Raw genomic sequence first — 16079 nt, 5'->3', positions numbered from 1 at the left:
GACCATGGCCGCTGACGCCCGCATATCAGCGATTACCGCACGTATCGTCGAGCGCTCAAAGCCGACGCGCGAGCGCTATCTGGACCGCCTGCGCAGCGCCGCAAGCAAAGGAGCGCAACGCTCCGTGCTTGGCTGTGCCAACCTTGCGCATGGCTTCGCCATCTGTTCCCCCTCCGAGAAGGACGCACTGGCGGGAGACCAGGTGCCCAATCTCGGGATCATCACCTCCTACAACGACATGCTCTCGGCGCATCAGCCGTTCGAGACCTATCCTGCGATCATCCGCGAGGCGGCGGCCGAAGCGGGCGGCATCGCCCAGGTTGCCGGCGGCGTGCCAGCCATGTGCGACGGCGTCACGCAGGGCCAGCCAGGCATGGAACTCTCGCTCTTCTCGCGCGATCTGATTGCCATGTCGGCCGCCGTCGGCCTGTCGCACAATATGTTCGATGCGGCCGTCTTCCTCGGCGTCTGCGACAAGATCGTGCCCGGCCTCGTCATCGCCGCCCTCTCCTTCGGCCATCTCCCTGCCGTCTTCATCCCAGCCGGACCGATGACTTCGGGCCTGCCCAACGACGAGAAGTCGCGCGTGCGCCAGCTCTATGCCGAAGGCAAGGTCGGCCGCGCCGAACTGCTGGAGGCGGAATCGAAGTCCTATCACGGTCCCGGCACCTGCACTTTCTACGGCACGGCGAATTCGAACCAGATGCTGATGGAGATCATGGGCTTCCATATGCCGGGTGCCTCCTTCGTCAACCCCGGCACGCCGCTGCGCGAAGCCCTGACGCGCGAGGCGACCAAGCGCGCGCTCGCAATCACCGCCATGGGCAATGAGTTCACGCCGGCCGGCGAGATGATCGACGAGCGTTCGATCGTCAACGGCGTCGTCGGTCTGCATGCGACCGGCGGCTCGACAAACCACACGATGCATATCGTCGCCATGGCGCGTGCGGCGGGCATCGTGCTCACCTGGCAGGATATTTCCGAGCTTTCCGACATCATTCCACTGCTTGCCCGCGTCTATCCGAACGGGCTTGCCGACGTGAACCATTTCCATGCCGCCGGCGGCATGGGCTTCCTCATCAAGGAACTCCTGAAGAAGGGGTTGCTGCATGACGACGTGCGCACCGTCTACGGCCAGGGCCTCGGCGGCTACTCCATCGACGTCAAGCTCGGCGCCGACGGCAATGTGGTGCGCGAGCCTGCCCCGGATAAAAGCCACGACCCGAAGGTCCTGGCAAGCATCGACAAGCCCTTCCAGAGCAATGGCGGCCTGAAGATGCTGCGCGGCAATATCGGCAAGGCGGTCATCAAGATTTCCGCCGTCAAGCCGGAACGCCACATCATCGAAGCGCCGGCCGTTATCTTCCACGACCAGCTCGAGATGCAGCAGGCCTTCAAGGATGGCAAGCTGAACCGCGATTTCGTTGCCGTCGTCCGCTTCCAGGGACCGAAAGCCAACGGTATGCCTGAGCTGCACAAGCTGACGCCGGCGCTCGGCGTGCTGCAGGATCGCGGCTTCCGCGTAGCGCTCTTGACCGACGGCCGCATGTCGGGTGCATCGGGCAAGGTCCCGGCCGCCATTCATGTGACGCCGGAGGCCGTCGACGGCGGTCCGATTGCCCGCATCCGGGAAGGCGACATCATCCGCATCGATGCGATCGCCGGCACGCTGGAAGTGCTGGTCGATGCCGCCGACATGGCGGAGCGCGAGCCGGTCGTAGCCGATCTTTCGGAGAATGAATTCGGCATGGGCCGGGAGCTCTTCGCGCCGTTCCGCCACGCCGCGGGACCGGCGGATCAGGGCGCGAGCGTCCTGTTCCGCCACTGAGATCGTCCGCCGGATTTCGGCAGGACGGCATCGAAAGCTGATCAAGGAGCCTTCGATGCCATTGTTTCCGGATGCGCCGGAGCCTTGTCCGTCCAGGCAGGCGGAAGGCCGAGGCGTGCTCCGACGAAGCCCGTCACACCAGGGGACTTCCCGAATGCCTTGCAGGCCTCATATTTGGGTGCGCGGCCGACGAGGGTTGCCAGTTTTGCTCTGGATGGGAAGGAGGGCGTCGCTCCGAACGGCGTCTTGCCCTTGACCAGCATCTTGCTGAAATCGCCGCCGAATTTGGCGGCGAGGCTATAGGCATCCCCTTCCCTGGCGATGGTGCCTGAATCAAAGAATGCGTTTGCACCACGCCCCCAGATCATGACTGCCTTCTGCACGCCCTGTGGGTTGAAAGCTTCCGCCTCGAGCGAGAGGCTGCCCATGCCGATTGGAATGCGGGGGACGGGCACGGGTACACCCGGGAGCAATACGCTCTTGCCCACGGAGGCAACTTTCGAGACGCCGACGGCGGTCGCATTGGTTGCCCTGACCTGTGTCACGACGGCGCGAATGGTCAGATCCGCCGGCTCGGACAGACCGACGACGACGAAGCGTTCGCTCAATCCGGAGCAAAGCGCCCTGTTAACGGCATTGGTGACGAGATCGCGCTGTTTAGGTGTAAAGGCCGCGCTTTCGGCGCGCATCGAAAAGGCTGTGGGAATGATCTTCACGGTCTTCGCCGCAAGAACGTCGTCCCTGCTTACCCGAAGAAGCGAGTGCGCGACCAGCCCGTCCGATCGGGTCAGGCCGTCATAGGACCGCAGGGATCCCGCCCGATCCAGCGGCGCGGCGGCGCAGCCCCCGAGCACGCTCAACAGCAGAGCCATCGAGCAAATATCGCGCCTCCGATGGCTTTCGGCGGCATATGGATCATAGGTCTTACTTCCATCGTCATTTGAGATTGCATTGGCTGGCATTGATGTTTGTGCTCCTGCACCCGGTTATGAACATTCAGCATCAGCATTAATATCGCACTTGGTGTAAAAATTAATGTTGGCTACTTTGCGGCAATCTGCGAGCGAAGCGAATGAATCCTTCACCAGAAATTGAGAGTATGAGAATGGGGTCGCGGGGCGTGCCGATAATTTGAGTGGCATTGCGACTCATGCCAAAATGATCGGATGCAAGATGCACCCTCAAAGCCGGAAGGCCTGCGCGAATGCAAGCGCCGCCTGACCTTTCAACGGATAGCGGACGTCGGAATGAAATCCTTTCTGGCGAAAGGCTATCAGGAAACCACGATCGAGGAGATTGCGGCAGCGGCCGGCATTTCCCGCCGGACCTTCTTTTATTACTTCAAAAGCAAGGACGATATTCTTCTGGCACACCAGCGCCGTTATATGGACGCGCTACGGACTAGCATCATGGAGAATGCGTCAGCCGGGCGACCGCTCGAGGTTGTCCATCAGGCAACGCTGGGACTTGCGGCCCGCCTCGAGGCGGAAGCACCTCGGCTTCTTGAGACGGCCAGGCTTTTGCGGCAAAGCGAAACCCTGCGCGCCCGCTCACGGGGTAACTCGCTGCAGCTCGAACAAATCGCCTATCAAGCCCTGTGCGAATTGTTTCCGACGAGGGATCGCGACGGTCTGCAGCTGGTTTCAATGATCGCAGTGAGCCCGCTCCGCCTCTCGGTCAACAAATGGCTGCAGGAAAACGGCAGGCTGCCGCTGATTGCGTATCTTGAGGATGCCCTACGGAAATGGCGGACCGAAATCTGATCGGTCAGCCGTATGGATCGGGCTGGCCTGCTTCCTATGGTCGCTGATCAGGCCCTGATGTCGAGCACGCGGTTCTTGTGGGCGGGATGCGTACTGTAGACGAAGATCTTGTTCATTTCCTTCTCCGTGAGGAGCCGCAGGAAACGGACTTCCACCGTATTGTTGGGGAATACCTTCATGAGGACGCAACCGATCTTGGAGATGCGGGCGTCGGGAATGTCCAGATAGAATTGCTTCGGCAGATTATACTGCGTCAGGATCGCAAGCACCGCGCTGCTCTGCGAGATGCGGATAATATCGCATCGACGGGACGCAAGGTTCATCACGCCCTTTTCGGTGTATTCGAGCCGCGCCGCGTTCATCGTGTCTTCCATGCGGAACCGCACTTCGCGGTCATACATGAAGGATTCTTCTTTGTTGAGAAAATGCTGACCTGAATTAGTTCTGCCGAACGCGGCCATCTTGGTAGATCCCTGAAGTATATTATGATGGGGAGACTACCAGCTGGTATTTAACAGAAGGTTTGAACGCGCCAGCCCAAGTTGAATTTTGTTGTGCATCTGAGATGCAATTTCAGGAAAAAGTGCAGAGCGGTTTTCCGTTCGGAATTGCGTAGAAACAAAGGCCGTAGCGTTTCCGCGATTCGAAGAGAAGCGGAAACGCTCCAGCTTGAGCCGGCGTCGTCCCATGAGCGCCTACTTGCGATAGGAATGGCCCTCGGCGTCGAAGAGATGCAGCTTCTGCCGGTCGGCGGCAAAGCGCATCTTCTGGCCGCGGTGGATATCGGCGATACCGGGAATTTTCACGATGATCGGCTCGCCATCGACCAGGCCTTCGATATAGAGCTGCGTCACTTCGCCAAGCGCCTCGACGATGGAGACCTCGCCTTCGAAGAGATAGTCGTCACCGGTCGCAAGACGAAGATCTTCCGGGCGCACGCCGAAGCTCGCAGTCCTGCCTTTTTCGGAGGCTGCCGTCGGCACGTCGAGCGTCACCGACTTGCCGCCGGTCAGCGTCACGGTCGTCGTCGCACCGGTTTCGGTCACAGTAGCGGGGATGATGTTCATGGCCGGCGAGCCGATGAACTTGGCGACGAACAGGTTGGCCGGGCGCTCGTAGAGTTCGAGGGGAGCTCCGACCTGTTCCACGCGGCCGGCCGACAGCACGACGATACGGTCGGCAAGCGTCATGGCTTCCACCTGGTCGTGGGTGACGTAGATCATCGTCGTCTCGGGCATGGAATCGCTGAGTTTGGCAATCTCGATACGGGTCGCGACGCGCAGGGCGGCATCGAGATTCGACAGCGGTTCGTCGAAGAGGAAGACCTTGGGGTTGCGGCAGATGGCGCGGCCGATGGCGACACGCTGCCGCTGACCACCCGAAAGCGCCTTGGGCAGGCGTTCCAGATATTGGGTGAGCTGCAGACTTGCTGCGGCAGCACGCACGCGGCGGTCGATCTCCTGCTTGCTTTCGCCGGCGATGCGCATGCCGAAGGCCATGTTGTCGTAGACCGTCATATGCGGGTAGAGCGCGTAGGACTGGAAGACCATGGCGATGCCGCGCCGTGACGGCGGTACCTCGTTCACCTTCTGCCCGGCAATCATCATGTCGCCCGAGGTGATGCTTTCCAGCCCGGCGATCATGCGCAGCAAGGTGGATTTGCCGCAGCCGGACGGACCGACGAAGACGATGAATTCGCCCTCGTTGATCTCCAGATCGATGCCGTGCAGCACATGCACGCTGCCGTAGGATTTCTTGATATCCTTCAGAACAAGTCCCGTCATTATGCTCCCTCCTCCCAAAGGTCAGGCAAGATGCGCGAAGTAAGCGCCCCAGGCCGGAATATCGATCTTGTTGCCGTAGTTGTTGCTGGCGAAGCCGTGTCCCGTCAACGCCTGCCAGTTCCCATCAGGCAGGACCACCATCGCTTCGACCGGGCTCATGTTGAAGGCACAAAGAATGGTCTCGCCAGCGTAAGCGCGGCTGTAGATGAGTACGTCGCCCTGCGGCTCCGAAAACGCGATCTCGCCCTTGGCGAAGGCCGGATGCTGTTTGCGAAAGGCGAGGAAGCGGCGGTACTGCTCCAACACCGAAGTTTCGTCACCCTGCTGGACGCTGACAGCGCGCAGGATATGTTCGACCGGCACCGGCAGCCAGGGCTTGACGGTGGAAAAGCCGCCCTGCGTAACCTGGCTGTCCCAGACCATCGGCGTGCGGCAGCCATCGCGGCCCTTGAACTCCGGCCAGAACTGGATGCCGTAGGGATCCTGCAGATCCTGATAGGCGAGATCGGCTTCCGTGAGCGCCAGTTCCTCGCCCTGATAGAGGCAGACCGAACCGCGCAGCGTCAGCAGCAGCGCCGCATAAAGCTTGGCGAAGGCATCGCGGTCGGCGACCAGATTGCCCCAGCGGCTGACATGGCGCACGACATCATGATTGGAGAAGGCCCAGCAGGCCCAGCCTTCGGGAGCGGCGGCGGCGAAATCCTTCATGACTTCTTCGACGCGATCCGGCGACAGGGCGTCCGGCGCGAGGAATTCGAAGGCGTAGCACATGTGCATCTTGTCGCCGCCGGAGGTGTATTCGCCGACGATCTCGAGACCGCGCTGGCTGTCACCCACTTCGCCGACGGCGGCGATCGCCGGATATTCGTCAAGCACCGCGCGGAAACGCTTCAGGAATTCCAGGTTCTCGGGCCGGTTCTTGTCGTAGAGATGCTCCTGGAAATTATAGGGATTGACCGCCGGGGCAGTGGAGGCGTTGCGGCGCGCGGGCTCCAGCGCCGGGTTGTCGCGCAGCTCCTTGTCGTGGAAGTAGAAGTTGATCGTATCGAGGCGGAAGCCATCGACGCCGCGGTCGAGCCAGAAACGCACGACATCCAGCAAGCGCTCCTGCACTTCGGGATTATGCAGGTTCATATCCGGCTGCGAGGTCAGGAAGTTGTGCAGGTAGTATTGCATGCGGGTCGGATCCCACGCCCAGGCCGAGCCGCCGAAGATCGACAGCCAGTTGCTGGGCGGCGTGCCATCCGGCTTGGCATCGGCCCAGACATACCAGTCAGCCTTGGGATTATTCTTGCTCGAACGGCTTTCGACGAACCACGGATGACGATCCGAGCTGTGCGACAGCACCAGATCGATCATCACCTTGATGCCGAGACGATGGGCCTCCGTCACCATCGCATCGAAATCGGCGAGCGAGCCGAAGATCGGATCGACGTCCTCGTAATCGGAGACGTCATAGCCGAAATCGCGCATCGGCGAGGTGAAGAACGGCGAAATCCAGATTGCATCGACACCGAGCGCTGCGACATGCGGCAGACGGACGGCGATACCCTTGAGATCGCCGATGCCGTCGCCGTTGGAGTCCTGATAGGAACGCGGATAGATCTGATAGATCACGGCGCCGCGCCACCAGTCCTTGTCAACTTCCGAATCCGATTGAGGAGCAATGCTCATGCTGAATGGGTCCTGTGTGAGTCTGTGTTTTGGATCAGCCCCCCTTCACCGACCCGGCGAGCAGACCGCGCACGAGATAGCGCTGCAAACCGAAGAAGACGAGGAGCGGAATAAGGATGGTGACGAAGGCCGACGCCGTCAGGATTTCCCAGTTGCCGCCGCGCGAGCCGAGCAGCGCGTTGAGGGCGGCGGTCAGGACCAGGTGGTCCTTATCGGTGCCGAGGAACACCATGGCGATCAGAAGGTCATTCCAGACCCAGAGGAACTGGAAGATCGCGAAGGAGGCCAGCGCCGGGAAGGATAGCGGCAGGATGATCTTGACGAAGATATCGAAATCGCTTGCGCCGTCGACGCGGGCGGATTCGATGATCTCCTTCGGCAGGCCGGCAATGTAATTGCGCAGGAGATAGATGGCGAGCGGCAGACCGAAGGCCGTATGCGCCAGCCAAATGCCGGGATAGGTCTTCGACGGCACGCCGAACAACTGGCCGATCTCGTTATAGATGCGCAAAAGCGGGATCAGCGACATCTGCAGCGGCACGACGATGAGGCCGACGACGAGCGCGATCAGGATCGCGCGGCCCGGAAACTCCATCCAGGCAAGCGCATAGGCGGCGAAGGCGGCGATCAGGATCGGGATGACGGTCGCGGGGATCGTCACCGTCAGCGAATTGATGAAGGACTGGCCGATACCCTCCCCGCCGAGCACGTTGCGATAGTTGTCGAGCGTGAATTGCGGCGGTGTGGCAACAGTCAAGTAGACCCGCTTGGCGCGCGCATCGGCTTCAAACGGGCCACTCTTCTGATAGCGGTAGCTGCCGTCGGCATCGATGGTCAGCGTTTCGCCGTTCTCCAGTTGAGCAGGCGAGCCAGCCTTGTAGGCTGCCGGCTCCTGCACGCGCAGACCGAAGGACTGGATCTTGCCGCCGCCTTCCACATTGAGCCTACCTGCGATGACGAAATTCGCGCCGTCCGGCTTTGCCTTGTCCGGACCGTCGAGACGTGCGGCCGTCGTGCGCGAGGAGCCGGCAAACGCCGTCCACCAACCGGACGCGACGATCTGGTCCCTGTCGCGCAGTGCGGTCACGAAGATGCCGAGCGTCGGCAAAAGCCAGATGATGACGATGAGCAGCACCGCGGCATGAACGAAGATGCGGGCGGGACCGATACGACCGAGATTTCCAACCATGTCAGCGCCCCTTCGTCTCAGCGTTTGCGCGGCGGATGTTCCAGATCATGATCGGCGTGACCGCAACCATGATGACGAGCGCGATGACGGCGCTTCGGCCGCTGTCGCCGCCGCCGCGGAACATCCAATTGAACATCAGGTTGGCAAGCACCATCGTGTTCCACTGACCATTGGTCATCGTGAGAACGATATCGAAAACCTTGAGGACGAGGATGGTGATGGTGGTCCAGACGGTGGCGATCGTGCCCCAGACCTGCGGCACCATGATCTTCCAGAAGATCTGCCAGCCATTGGCGCCGTCGATGACGGCGGCTTCGATGGTTTCTTCGGGAATGCCGCGCAATGCAGCCGAGAGGATGACCATGGCAAAACCGGTCTGAATCCAGATCAGCATCACCATCAGGAAGAAATTGTTCCAGAACGGAATGGTGATCCAGACTTCCGGCGTACCGCCGAAAAGCTGGACGACGGCGTTCAGAAGACCGATCTGCGTATCGGTGCCGCCGCGATATTCGTAGATGAATTTCCAGATGACCGAGGCGCCGACGAAGGAAATCGCCATTGGCATGAAGATGACCGCCTTGGCGATATTGCCCCACCAGATGCGGTCGGTCATGACGGCGATGACCAGGCCGAAGAGGGTGCAGGCGGCCGGCACGACGGCGAGCCAGAGGATGTTGTTGAAAATCGACTGGCGGAATTCGGTGTCGTTGAGCGCCCACAGGTAATTGGCACCGCCGACGAACTTATTGCCGTCCGGTCCATAGAAGGACAGGATGAAGGTCGCCACGACAGGATAGACGAGATAGACGACCAGCAGGAACAACGCCGGGCCTAAAAACAGCCAGGGGCGGATCAGACCGCGGCGTCGAAGGTTGACGGCTGCCTGATGGACGTCGTCTCCCTCCCTTGCCGGAAAGATCAAGTCCAAGAGCTTGTTGGAGAACCAGAAATAAGCGGCGCAAATGGCAACGCCGAATATCATGGCGCCAATCGCCGATACGATCTGCGAAAACATCCATTCCCTCCCCGAATTTACCTGCTTGAGTCCACCAGCCCGGCATCGGCCGCGCATAAGGGCGCGCCGTTGGATATTATTTGGCGCCGCCGGCTTTGACCGGCGGCGCTGGACTATGATGTCTTACTTGATGGCATCCCAGGACTTCTGAACCCCGTCGGTAACATCCTGAGCGGACTTGCCGCCGACGAAGTCCACCATGCCGGTCCAGAACGAACCGGCGCCGATCTTGCCCGGCATCAAGTCGGAACCGTCGAAGCGGAAGGTGGTCGCCGAGGTCAGGGTCTCGCCTTCCTTGCGCAGCGTGTCGTTGGCATAAGCTGCGGTATTGACGGCCTTGTATGGCGTCAGGAAGCCGGACTGCGCCATCCAGACCTCCTGGGCGATCGGCGTCTGCAGGAACTGGATGAAGGCACGGGCAGCCTTCGAATCCTTGGTGATGGCCGCCAGCGTGCCAGCGCCGAGAACCGGCTTGCCGAGTTCAGGATGCGCGGCGAAGGGCGGGAAGTAGAAGAAGTCCGCATCCTGGCCAAGCTTGGTGCCTTCCGGGAAGAAGGATGGGATGAAGGATGCCTGCTTGTGCATGTAGCACTTCGGCGGGACGGTGAAGAGGCCCTTCGGGCTGTCGCGGAAGTCCGTCGAGGCGACGGCCGCGACGCCACCGGCGACATATTTCGCGTTCTTGGCGAACTTCCCGAACTCCTCGACCACCGAGACGACCTTCGGATCGTTGAACTTCAACGTATTGTCGACCCAATGATCATAGTCCTGCGGCGTGTTCATGCGCAGCATCAGGTCTTCGACCCAGTCGGTCGCCGGCCAGCCGGTCGCACCGCCAGAACCGAGGCCGATGCACCAGGGCGTGCCGCCATCCTTGACGATCTGGTCGGAAAGCTTGAGCAGGTCCTCCATCGTCGTCGGAACCTTGTAACCGGCTTCTTCGAAGTTCTCCGGCACATACCAGACCAATGACTTCAGGTCGGCCTTGTAAGGGAAGGCATAGAAGGCATCCTTGCCGTCCTTGCCCTTATAGGTGCCGTAGCCGACCCAGCTGTCGCCGGCGCCGTAGTTCGTCTTGACCCAGCTCGCGAGATCATCGCCGAGTGGTGTCAGATAACCCTTGCTGGCAAGATTGGCGAGAAGGCCTGGCTGCGGGAGGATAGCGACGTTCGGCGGCGAACCGGCCTGCGTGTCGATGACGATCTGCTGCTCGTAATTTTCCGAGGACGAATACTTGGCATTCACGCCGGTCGCTTCGGTGAAGTAGTTGAGGACGCTCGTGAAGAGAGCTTCGTCTTCGCCGCGCCAGGGGCCGAAGATGGTCAGAGTCTCGCCCCTCAGGTCGGCATGCGCCGATTTAAACTCGTCGTAGCTTTTCCAGTTGAACTTGGAGTCCTGGCCGGGCTGGAATTTCAGATCGGCCGCCATCGCCGTACCGGCCGCCAAGGCGGCTAGAGCGACGGTCATCAAAAACATCTTTTTCATGCGGTTGTCCTCCCAAATAACGAAACCCATGAGCCGAGGCACAATTTGTGCCATCGCGCCCATTCCTCAAAGCGCTTTGGCTACCTCTCTCATCCATTGAGCGCAGGGAAAAGTCAAGCTCTTTTCAAATTTCGGCTAATATTCACAGACTATCTCGCGTTGCAGCATAAAATAGGCAGAGATATTTTGCTATTTATCTTGTCTCGAACGCATCGCCTGCTACATATTAAAAGCGCTTTGGATGCCAGCGATATTCGGGAGGTGTGCTGGCAACTGAGCAGTCGGGAATTGGAGGAGCCGAAATTCGTGAATCTCAAGCAGCTATCGCAAATGCTCGGGCTGTCGCAGACGACAGTCAGCCGGGCATTGAACGGATATCCGGAGGTTAATCGCGAGACTCGCGAGCGTGTTCTCAAAGCGGTTCGGGAAACCGGCTATCGGCCCAATAAGGCAGCGCAAAGACTTGCGACCGGCAAGGCGGGCTCGATCGGCTTGGTCATGCCGACATCGCCCGGCAACTCCTCGGACGTGCATTTCTCAGAGTTCCTGACCGGTCTCGGCGAGGAGGCCCTGCGGCACGACTTCCATTTCGTGCTGACGCCTGCGGATCCGAATGACGAAGTCGGCGCGTTGCGACGGCTGGCGGCCAGCGGCAATGTCGACGCGCTCTTCGTCAATTACATGCGCGGCCACGATCCACGTCTGGAAATGCTGAAGACGCTGTCCATGCCTTTTCTCGTGCACGGACGCTCGATCGGCTCCGAGCCGGACTATCCCTTTCTCGACCTCGACAATGAAGCCGCCTTCTACGACGCCACGAAACTGTTGCTGCAGCTTGGACATCGGCGCTTCGCCCTGTTGAACGGCCCGATCTATTTTGATTTCGCCATTCGCCGGAAAAACGGTATGGAAGCTGCCCTTGCAGAGCGCGGCCTTATGCTCGACGAGGCCTGCACCAGCCACACACCGATGACCGACGAACAGGGCCTGCTCGCCATGGAGCGCATCCTGCAGATGGAAAAGGAAAGGCGTCCGACTGCGGTGCTCTGCTCCAGTACCGTTCTGGCGCTCGGCGCCGTTCGCGCCATCAATCAGGCGAGGCTCAAGCTGGGTGAGGATATTTCGATCATCGCCCATGACGACGTGCTGACGCTTTTGAAGCCGGAAAGCTTCACCGTGCCGCTGACGACGACCCGCTCGTCGCTGCGCGCGGCGGGCGTGCGCATAGCCGAACGGCTGATCGGCGAAATCAAGCATACGGAGACGTTTCCGGCGCAGGAATTGTGGAAGGCCGAACTGATCGTGCGCGCCTCGACCGGCGTTGCGCCGGCCGACTGACACCTGGCTTCAAGCGTGTCGCGATCTTTCAGATTCACGCCGTGGTCGTTATCGCAAATCGCGGCACACTTTGCGCGGCTTGCTCTCAAAACTTCGGCGGCTTCTTACCCGCGGCGCGATGGGCAGCGATGACGGTATTGGCCATCAGCATGGCGATCGTCATCGGTCCGACACCGCCCGGAACCGGCGTGATGGCGGCAGCGACTTCGGAGGCTTCACCATAGGCGACATCCCCCACCAGCCGGCTCTTGCCCTCGCCCCGCTCCGGGGCCGCGATCCGGTTGATGCCGACATCGATGACGGTGGCGCCGGGCTTGATCCAGTCGGCCTTGACCATCTCCGGACGGCCGACGGCCGCCACCAGAATATCGGCACCCCTCGCGACCGAAGCCAGATCCTTCGTGCGCGAATGCGCCGTCGTGACCGTCGCATTGGCAGAAAGCAGCAATTGCGCCATCGGCTTGCCGAACAGGTTGGAGCGGCCGATGACGACGGCATTGAGACCCGACAGGTCCTCGCCGTGGATCGAACGCACCAGCAGCATGGCGCCGGCCGGCGTGCACGAGATCAGCCCGGTTTCGAGATCACCGGTCGCAAGCTTGCCGGCATTGACCACATGCAGGCCATCGACATCCTTTTCCGGCTTGATCGACTGGATGATCGCATCGGAGTTCAGATGCTTCGGCAGCGGCAGCTGCACGAGAATGCCGTGGATGGACGGATCGTCGTTCAGCGAGGCCACGAGCCTTGCCAGTTCTTCCTGCGTCGTCTCGGCCGGCAGCGTGTACTGGACCGACTTGAAGCCGCATTCCCTAGCCATCTTGCTCTTGGAGTTCACATAGGCGTGGCTGGCCGGATCGTCGCCGACGATGACGACGGCAAGCCCGGTCTTCACACCGGCCTCCGCTTCAAGCCCAGCCGCCGCAGCCTTCACGGCCTCGATCACCGAAGCGGCCGCTTGTTTCCCGTCGATCACTGTCGTCACGCTCGTCTCCCGATCATGAATTCGCTGGCAATCTACAGACCATCGGCCCGGCATAATTGCCTGCTAACGCCCTATGGTGTCTGAAAGCGGTAATTGCAAGGGAAAACGATGGGAGATCAGCCGCGGTCCTGATTCCTGCGCACCGCGTAGGTCTCGACCTTGGCACGCAGGGATGCAAGTTCCTGCTGAATGCGGCCCCACTCGTCCGCAAGGTCGAGCCGGCCTGCGATTTCGGGGGTAGCCGGCAGCGGCTCAGCCGCGATAGCGGGCAAAGGCGGAAGCGATGTGTCGCTATCCTGATGGAAAGAAGGAAGGGCTGGCATGACGCTATCGTCAGCCACATGGCCTTCCGCGGCTTCGGCACCGCTCAGCCACTTGCGCAGGAACACCGCGCCAAGTGCCATGCCGAGGGCGGCCAGGAAACCGATTGCCTGATTGCTCGCGAGATGATCATCCAGCGGGAGAGCCGATGCGACGGCGTGCGAGATCAGCGTCAGCGGCTGTTTGGCTTCCGGCACCGACAGAGCGGCATTCTGCTGATCGGCCTCAAAGCGGCTCTGCGCGACGGCCACGGCTTCCTGCAATTGCCCAAGGCGGATGACGTCGACATCGATGCTCTTCTGGCTGAGGCCCGTCATCTCAGCCGAAAGAGCCGTCTGCTTTTCGAGGGCCGCCTTCACATCGGCGTCGCTGCTGACGACGAGCCGCTGCAGTTGGCTGCGGATGTCGGCGGCAAGATCATCGACCGTCGCCTGCTGCGCAAGCAAGCGGGGATGGCGTGGACCAAGCTGCGTCGAAAGCTGTGAAAGCTGGGTCCTGGCGGCACTATAGCGGCTGCGCAGATCATCGAGGCCGGCGGATGCGACATCGCCCGACAAGGCGCCACTCAGCACGGAGGCCGGCGTGGCCGACCTGACCGATGCAAGGCGAGATTTGGCCGCGCGCAAGGCCAGCCCGGCTGCCTTTATTTCGCCGTCCAACAGCTGACGCTGCTGCTGGAGCGCCAACGCCGCCGCGATCTTGTCCTCGCCATAATGCGTCTTGAACTCGGCCAGGGCCGCCGATGCGCGATCGAATTCCTTGCGGCTGCGGTCGGCTGCCGTCTCGACCTCGAGCGACGTGCCAGCGGCCTTTGCGACGGCGGCATCATAGAGGGTGGCGACAGCGAGGCGATTGGCAATATCGGCCGATCTGGTGGGATCGCCGCTGGTCACGGTCAAGCGCAGCAGACCCGTCTGGCCATCGATGCCGACAGCGATGCCCTTGCGGAGAGCCGCCTGGGCGCGCGAGGGCGCATCGGATGCGTTGCCGTTGCCGGACAGGAGCTCGACGGCAATGCCGAGAGCACCCGCCCGGCTGCCGGTAAATTCCGGATCGCGATCGAGCTTCATCCTGGCGACGACATCGGACAGCACGGACGGTGCGACAGCACGTTTCGCTGCGACGTCCAGCAACGTCCGGCGGCCGCTGCCCTCGCCTTCCGCATGCAGAACTGCCTGCGACATATAGAGCGGCGGCGGTGCGAGCAGCGTCGGGACAGCCGCGCCCGCCAAGGCGGTTGCAATGATGAAACCGAGAGAGCGGACACCGAGAGACCAGCGACCGATGCGCGGCCTATGCTCGGCCAGATCGGGGATCGCAGTCTGCGGAGAGAGTTCCGGCATGCCTTCGAGCAGGTCGGGCACGAATTCCAGCAGATCGGGCACGGGCTCCGATGCTGGCTCCCGCATTTGTTGGGGCTCCGCGCGGCGGAACGGCGGAATGCTTTGGGGGTACCCGGCAGGCCGATGGTCCGGCGACCCCGCCTCCACCGATCCCCTTCGTCCCGAGACCGGATAAGGATGGCCATCCAGCGCCCTGCGCAGGATGGCGCGCAGCTCCGCATCGCGCGGATCGTCGGAATTAGCCGCTTGCAGATGGGCTGTACGGCGCAAGCTATCGTCGCCCCGAGAAGGAGAAACATGCCGGCCCGATCCGCGCGATACCTCGAAGGTTTCCGCATCGTCTCGGTAGAATCCGGGCCTGGCTTTGCTTTCAAACATGGCGGGCTATCTCGCGCACGTGGTCGGAGACCAATGCAATGGTTAACCCACTCTAAACTTTCATGCCAAAGAAAGAGTTAACGCCGCGTCCGCGAATAGGCGAGCGCTCGGCATTATGGGATGGCCCGCCCTTTCACCCAGCATCGAGTACAATGCTGATATCGGGAAAGGGAAAGGACCAACCAATGTCTATTGCTATTCTTGGAATTGATTTGGGCAAGAACTCCTGCAGCGTGGTCGGCGTCGATGCGGCGGGAGCTGTGGTCGTTCGTCGAACAATGCGTCGACAGACGCTGATCGACTATGTTGTGAAGCTTCCTGCTTGTGTGGTTGCGATGGAAGCATGCTGCGGCGCGCATCATCTCGGTCGGCGGTTTGCGGAACAGGGTCACGAGATCCGTTTGATGTCGCCGGAATACGTTCGTCCGTATATCAAGGCTCAGAAGAACGATGACCGCGATGCCGAGGGGATCGCTGAAGCCGCCTCACGGCCGACAATGCGCTTCGTTGATCTCAAGAGCCAGGAGCAATTAGATATTCAGACGTTACATCGGGTACGTTCACGCCTTGTCGCGGAAAGAACAAACCTTCTCAACCAGATGCGGGCGATCCTACTTGAGCGTGGGCTAATTTTCCCTGCCGGCAGGCTGAAGTTTGAGCATGAGCTTGATCAAATGCTTTCCGAGCGCAATGAGACACTGTCGCCGCGCATGCAAGATCTCATCGGCGGCCTACGTGCAGAATGGAAGGAGCTCGACAAAAAAATTGGAGCACTGAATCGCGAGTTCGTTCAGTTGGCTCGGAATGACGCTGCCGCGCATCGTTTAACCTTGATCCCAGGTATAGGCGTTCTCAACGCCACAGCCCTAATCGCCGCGGTAGGCGATGCTAGCAGCTTTGCTAAAGCGCGAGATCTCGGCTCCTGGCTTGGATTGGTGCCGAGACAATACAGCACCGGCGGTAAACCTCGCCT

Annotated in this window: 13 protein-coding genes; 4 read left to right on the top strand and 9 right to left on the bottom strand. The window is 61.0% G+C overall.

The genetic code is table 11. The features are described 5' to 3' along the window. The first annotated feature begins 4 nt into the window (after positions 1-4). Positions 5-1828, top strand: coding sequence for a phosphogluconate dehydratase (edd, locus tag FHT84_RS16605; protein WP_183763211.1), 1824 nt, complete (start codon positions 5-7; stop codon positions 1826-1828). Positions 1829-1869: 41 nt separating this feature from the next. On the opposite strand, the gene FHT84_RS16600 is transcribed toward edd, so the two are convergent. Then, the gene (locus tag FHT84_RS16600; RefSeq protein ID WP_183763209.1) at positions 1870-2790 is read right to left on the bottom strand and encodes a DUF3313 domain-containing protein; all 921 of its coding nucleotides are present in this window, start codon (positions 2788-2790) and stop codon (positions 1870-1872) included. Positions 2791-2994: 204 nt separating this feature from the next. Between FHT84_RS16600 and FHT84_RS16595 the strand changes: the two genes are divergently transcribed. Next, positions 2995-3591, top strand: coding sequence for a TetR/AcrR family transcriptional regulator (locus FHT84_RS16595; RefSeq protein WP_112344323.1), 597 nt, complete (start codon positions 2995-2997; stop codon positions 3589-3591). Positions 3592-3638: 47 nt separating this feature from the next. Here FHT84_RS16595 and FHT84_RS16590 read toward each other — a convergent pair whose 3' ends face one another. The 6 genes from FHT84_RS16590 to FHT84_RS16565 all read right to left on the bottom strand — a co-directional run bounded on the left by FHT84_RS16590 (position 3639) and on the right by FHT84_RS16565 (position 10741). Next, positions 3639-3992 (bottom strand): hypothetical protein, encoded by a 354-nt coding sequence (locus tag FHT84_RS16590; RefSeq protein ID WP_112344408.1) that lies wholly within the window; start codon positions 3990-3992, stop codon positions 3639-3641. A 294-nt stretch (positions 3993-4286) separates the two neighbouring features. Further along, positions 4287-5375, bottom strand: a complete 1089-nt coding sequence (gene ugpC / locus FHT84_RS16585) for a sn-glycerol-3-phosphate ABC transporter ATP-binding protein UgpC (protein ID WP_112344322.1) — start codon at positions 5373-5375, stop codon at positions 4287-4289. A gap of 21 nt (positions 5376-5396) precedes the next feature. Beyond that, complete coding sequence (locus FHT84_RS16580) at positions 5397-7049, bottom strand: alpha-glucosidase (protein ID WP_113250984.1); 1653 nt, start codon at positions 7047-7049, stop codon at positions 5397-5399. Positions 7050-7083: 34 nt separating this feature from the next. Then, positions 7084-8238, bottom strand: a complete 1155-nt coding sequence (locus FHT84_RS16575) for a carbohydrate ABC transporter permease (protein ID WP_112344320.1) — start codon at positions 8236-8238, stop codon at positions 7084-7086. A 1-nt stretch (position 8239) separates the two neighbouring features. Next, complete coding sequence (locus FHT84_RS16570) at positions 8240-9256, bottom strand: sugar ABC transporter permease (RefSeq protein ID WP_183763207.1); 1017 nt, start codon at positions 9254-9256, stop codon at positions 8240-8242. A 123-nt stretch (positions 9257-9379) separates the two neighbouring features. Continuing rightward, positions 9380-10741, bottom strand: a complete 1362-nt coding sequence (locus tag FHT84_RS16565) for an ABC transporter substrate-binding protein (protein WP_112344407.1) — start codon at positions 10739-10741, stop codon at positions 9380-9382. A gap of 306 nt (positions 10742-11047) precedes the next feature. Between FHT84_RS16565 and FHT84_RS16560 the strand changes: the two genes are divergently transcribed. Next, positions 11048-12079, top strand: a complete 1032-nt coding sequence (locus tag FHT84_RS16560) for a substrate-binding domain-containing protein (protein WP_113251003.1) — start codon at positions 11048-11050, stop codon at positions 12077-12079. 85 nt (positions 12080-12164) lie between these two features. Here FHT84_RS16560 and folD read toward each other — a convergent pair whose 3' ends face one another. Then, on the bottom strand, positions 12165-13064 hold the full coding sequence (gene folD / locus FHT84_RS16555; RefSeq protein ID WP_183787576.1) for a bifunctional methylenetetrahydrofolate dehydrogenase/methenyltetrahydrofolate cyclohydrolase FolD: 900 nt from the start codon (positions 13062-13064) through the stop codon (positions 12165-12167). A gap of 116 nt (positions 13065-13180) precedes the next feature. Then, a complete protein-coding gene (locus tag FHT84_RS16550) occupies positions 13181-14794 on the bottom strand; it encodes a succinoglycan biosynthesis transport protein (protein ID WP_246698692.1) in 1614 nt (537 codons plus the stop codon). Between the two features lie 497 nt (positions 14795-15291). Here FHT84_RS16550 and FHT84_RS16545 point away from each other — a divergent pair. Next, a partial coding sequence (locus FHT84_RS16545) for an IS110 family transposase (protein WP_183787575.1) occupies positions 15292-16079 on the top strand: 788 nt, incomplete at its 3' end.

This window comes from Rhizobium sp. BK289 (assembly GCF_014193575.1).
GTDB classification, from domain to species: Bacteria; Pseudomonadota; Alphaproteobacteria; order Rhizobiales; family Rhizobiaceae; genus Rhizobium; species Rhizobium tropici_C.
This window is presented reverse-complemented; position numbering and strand designations above follow the sequence as displayed.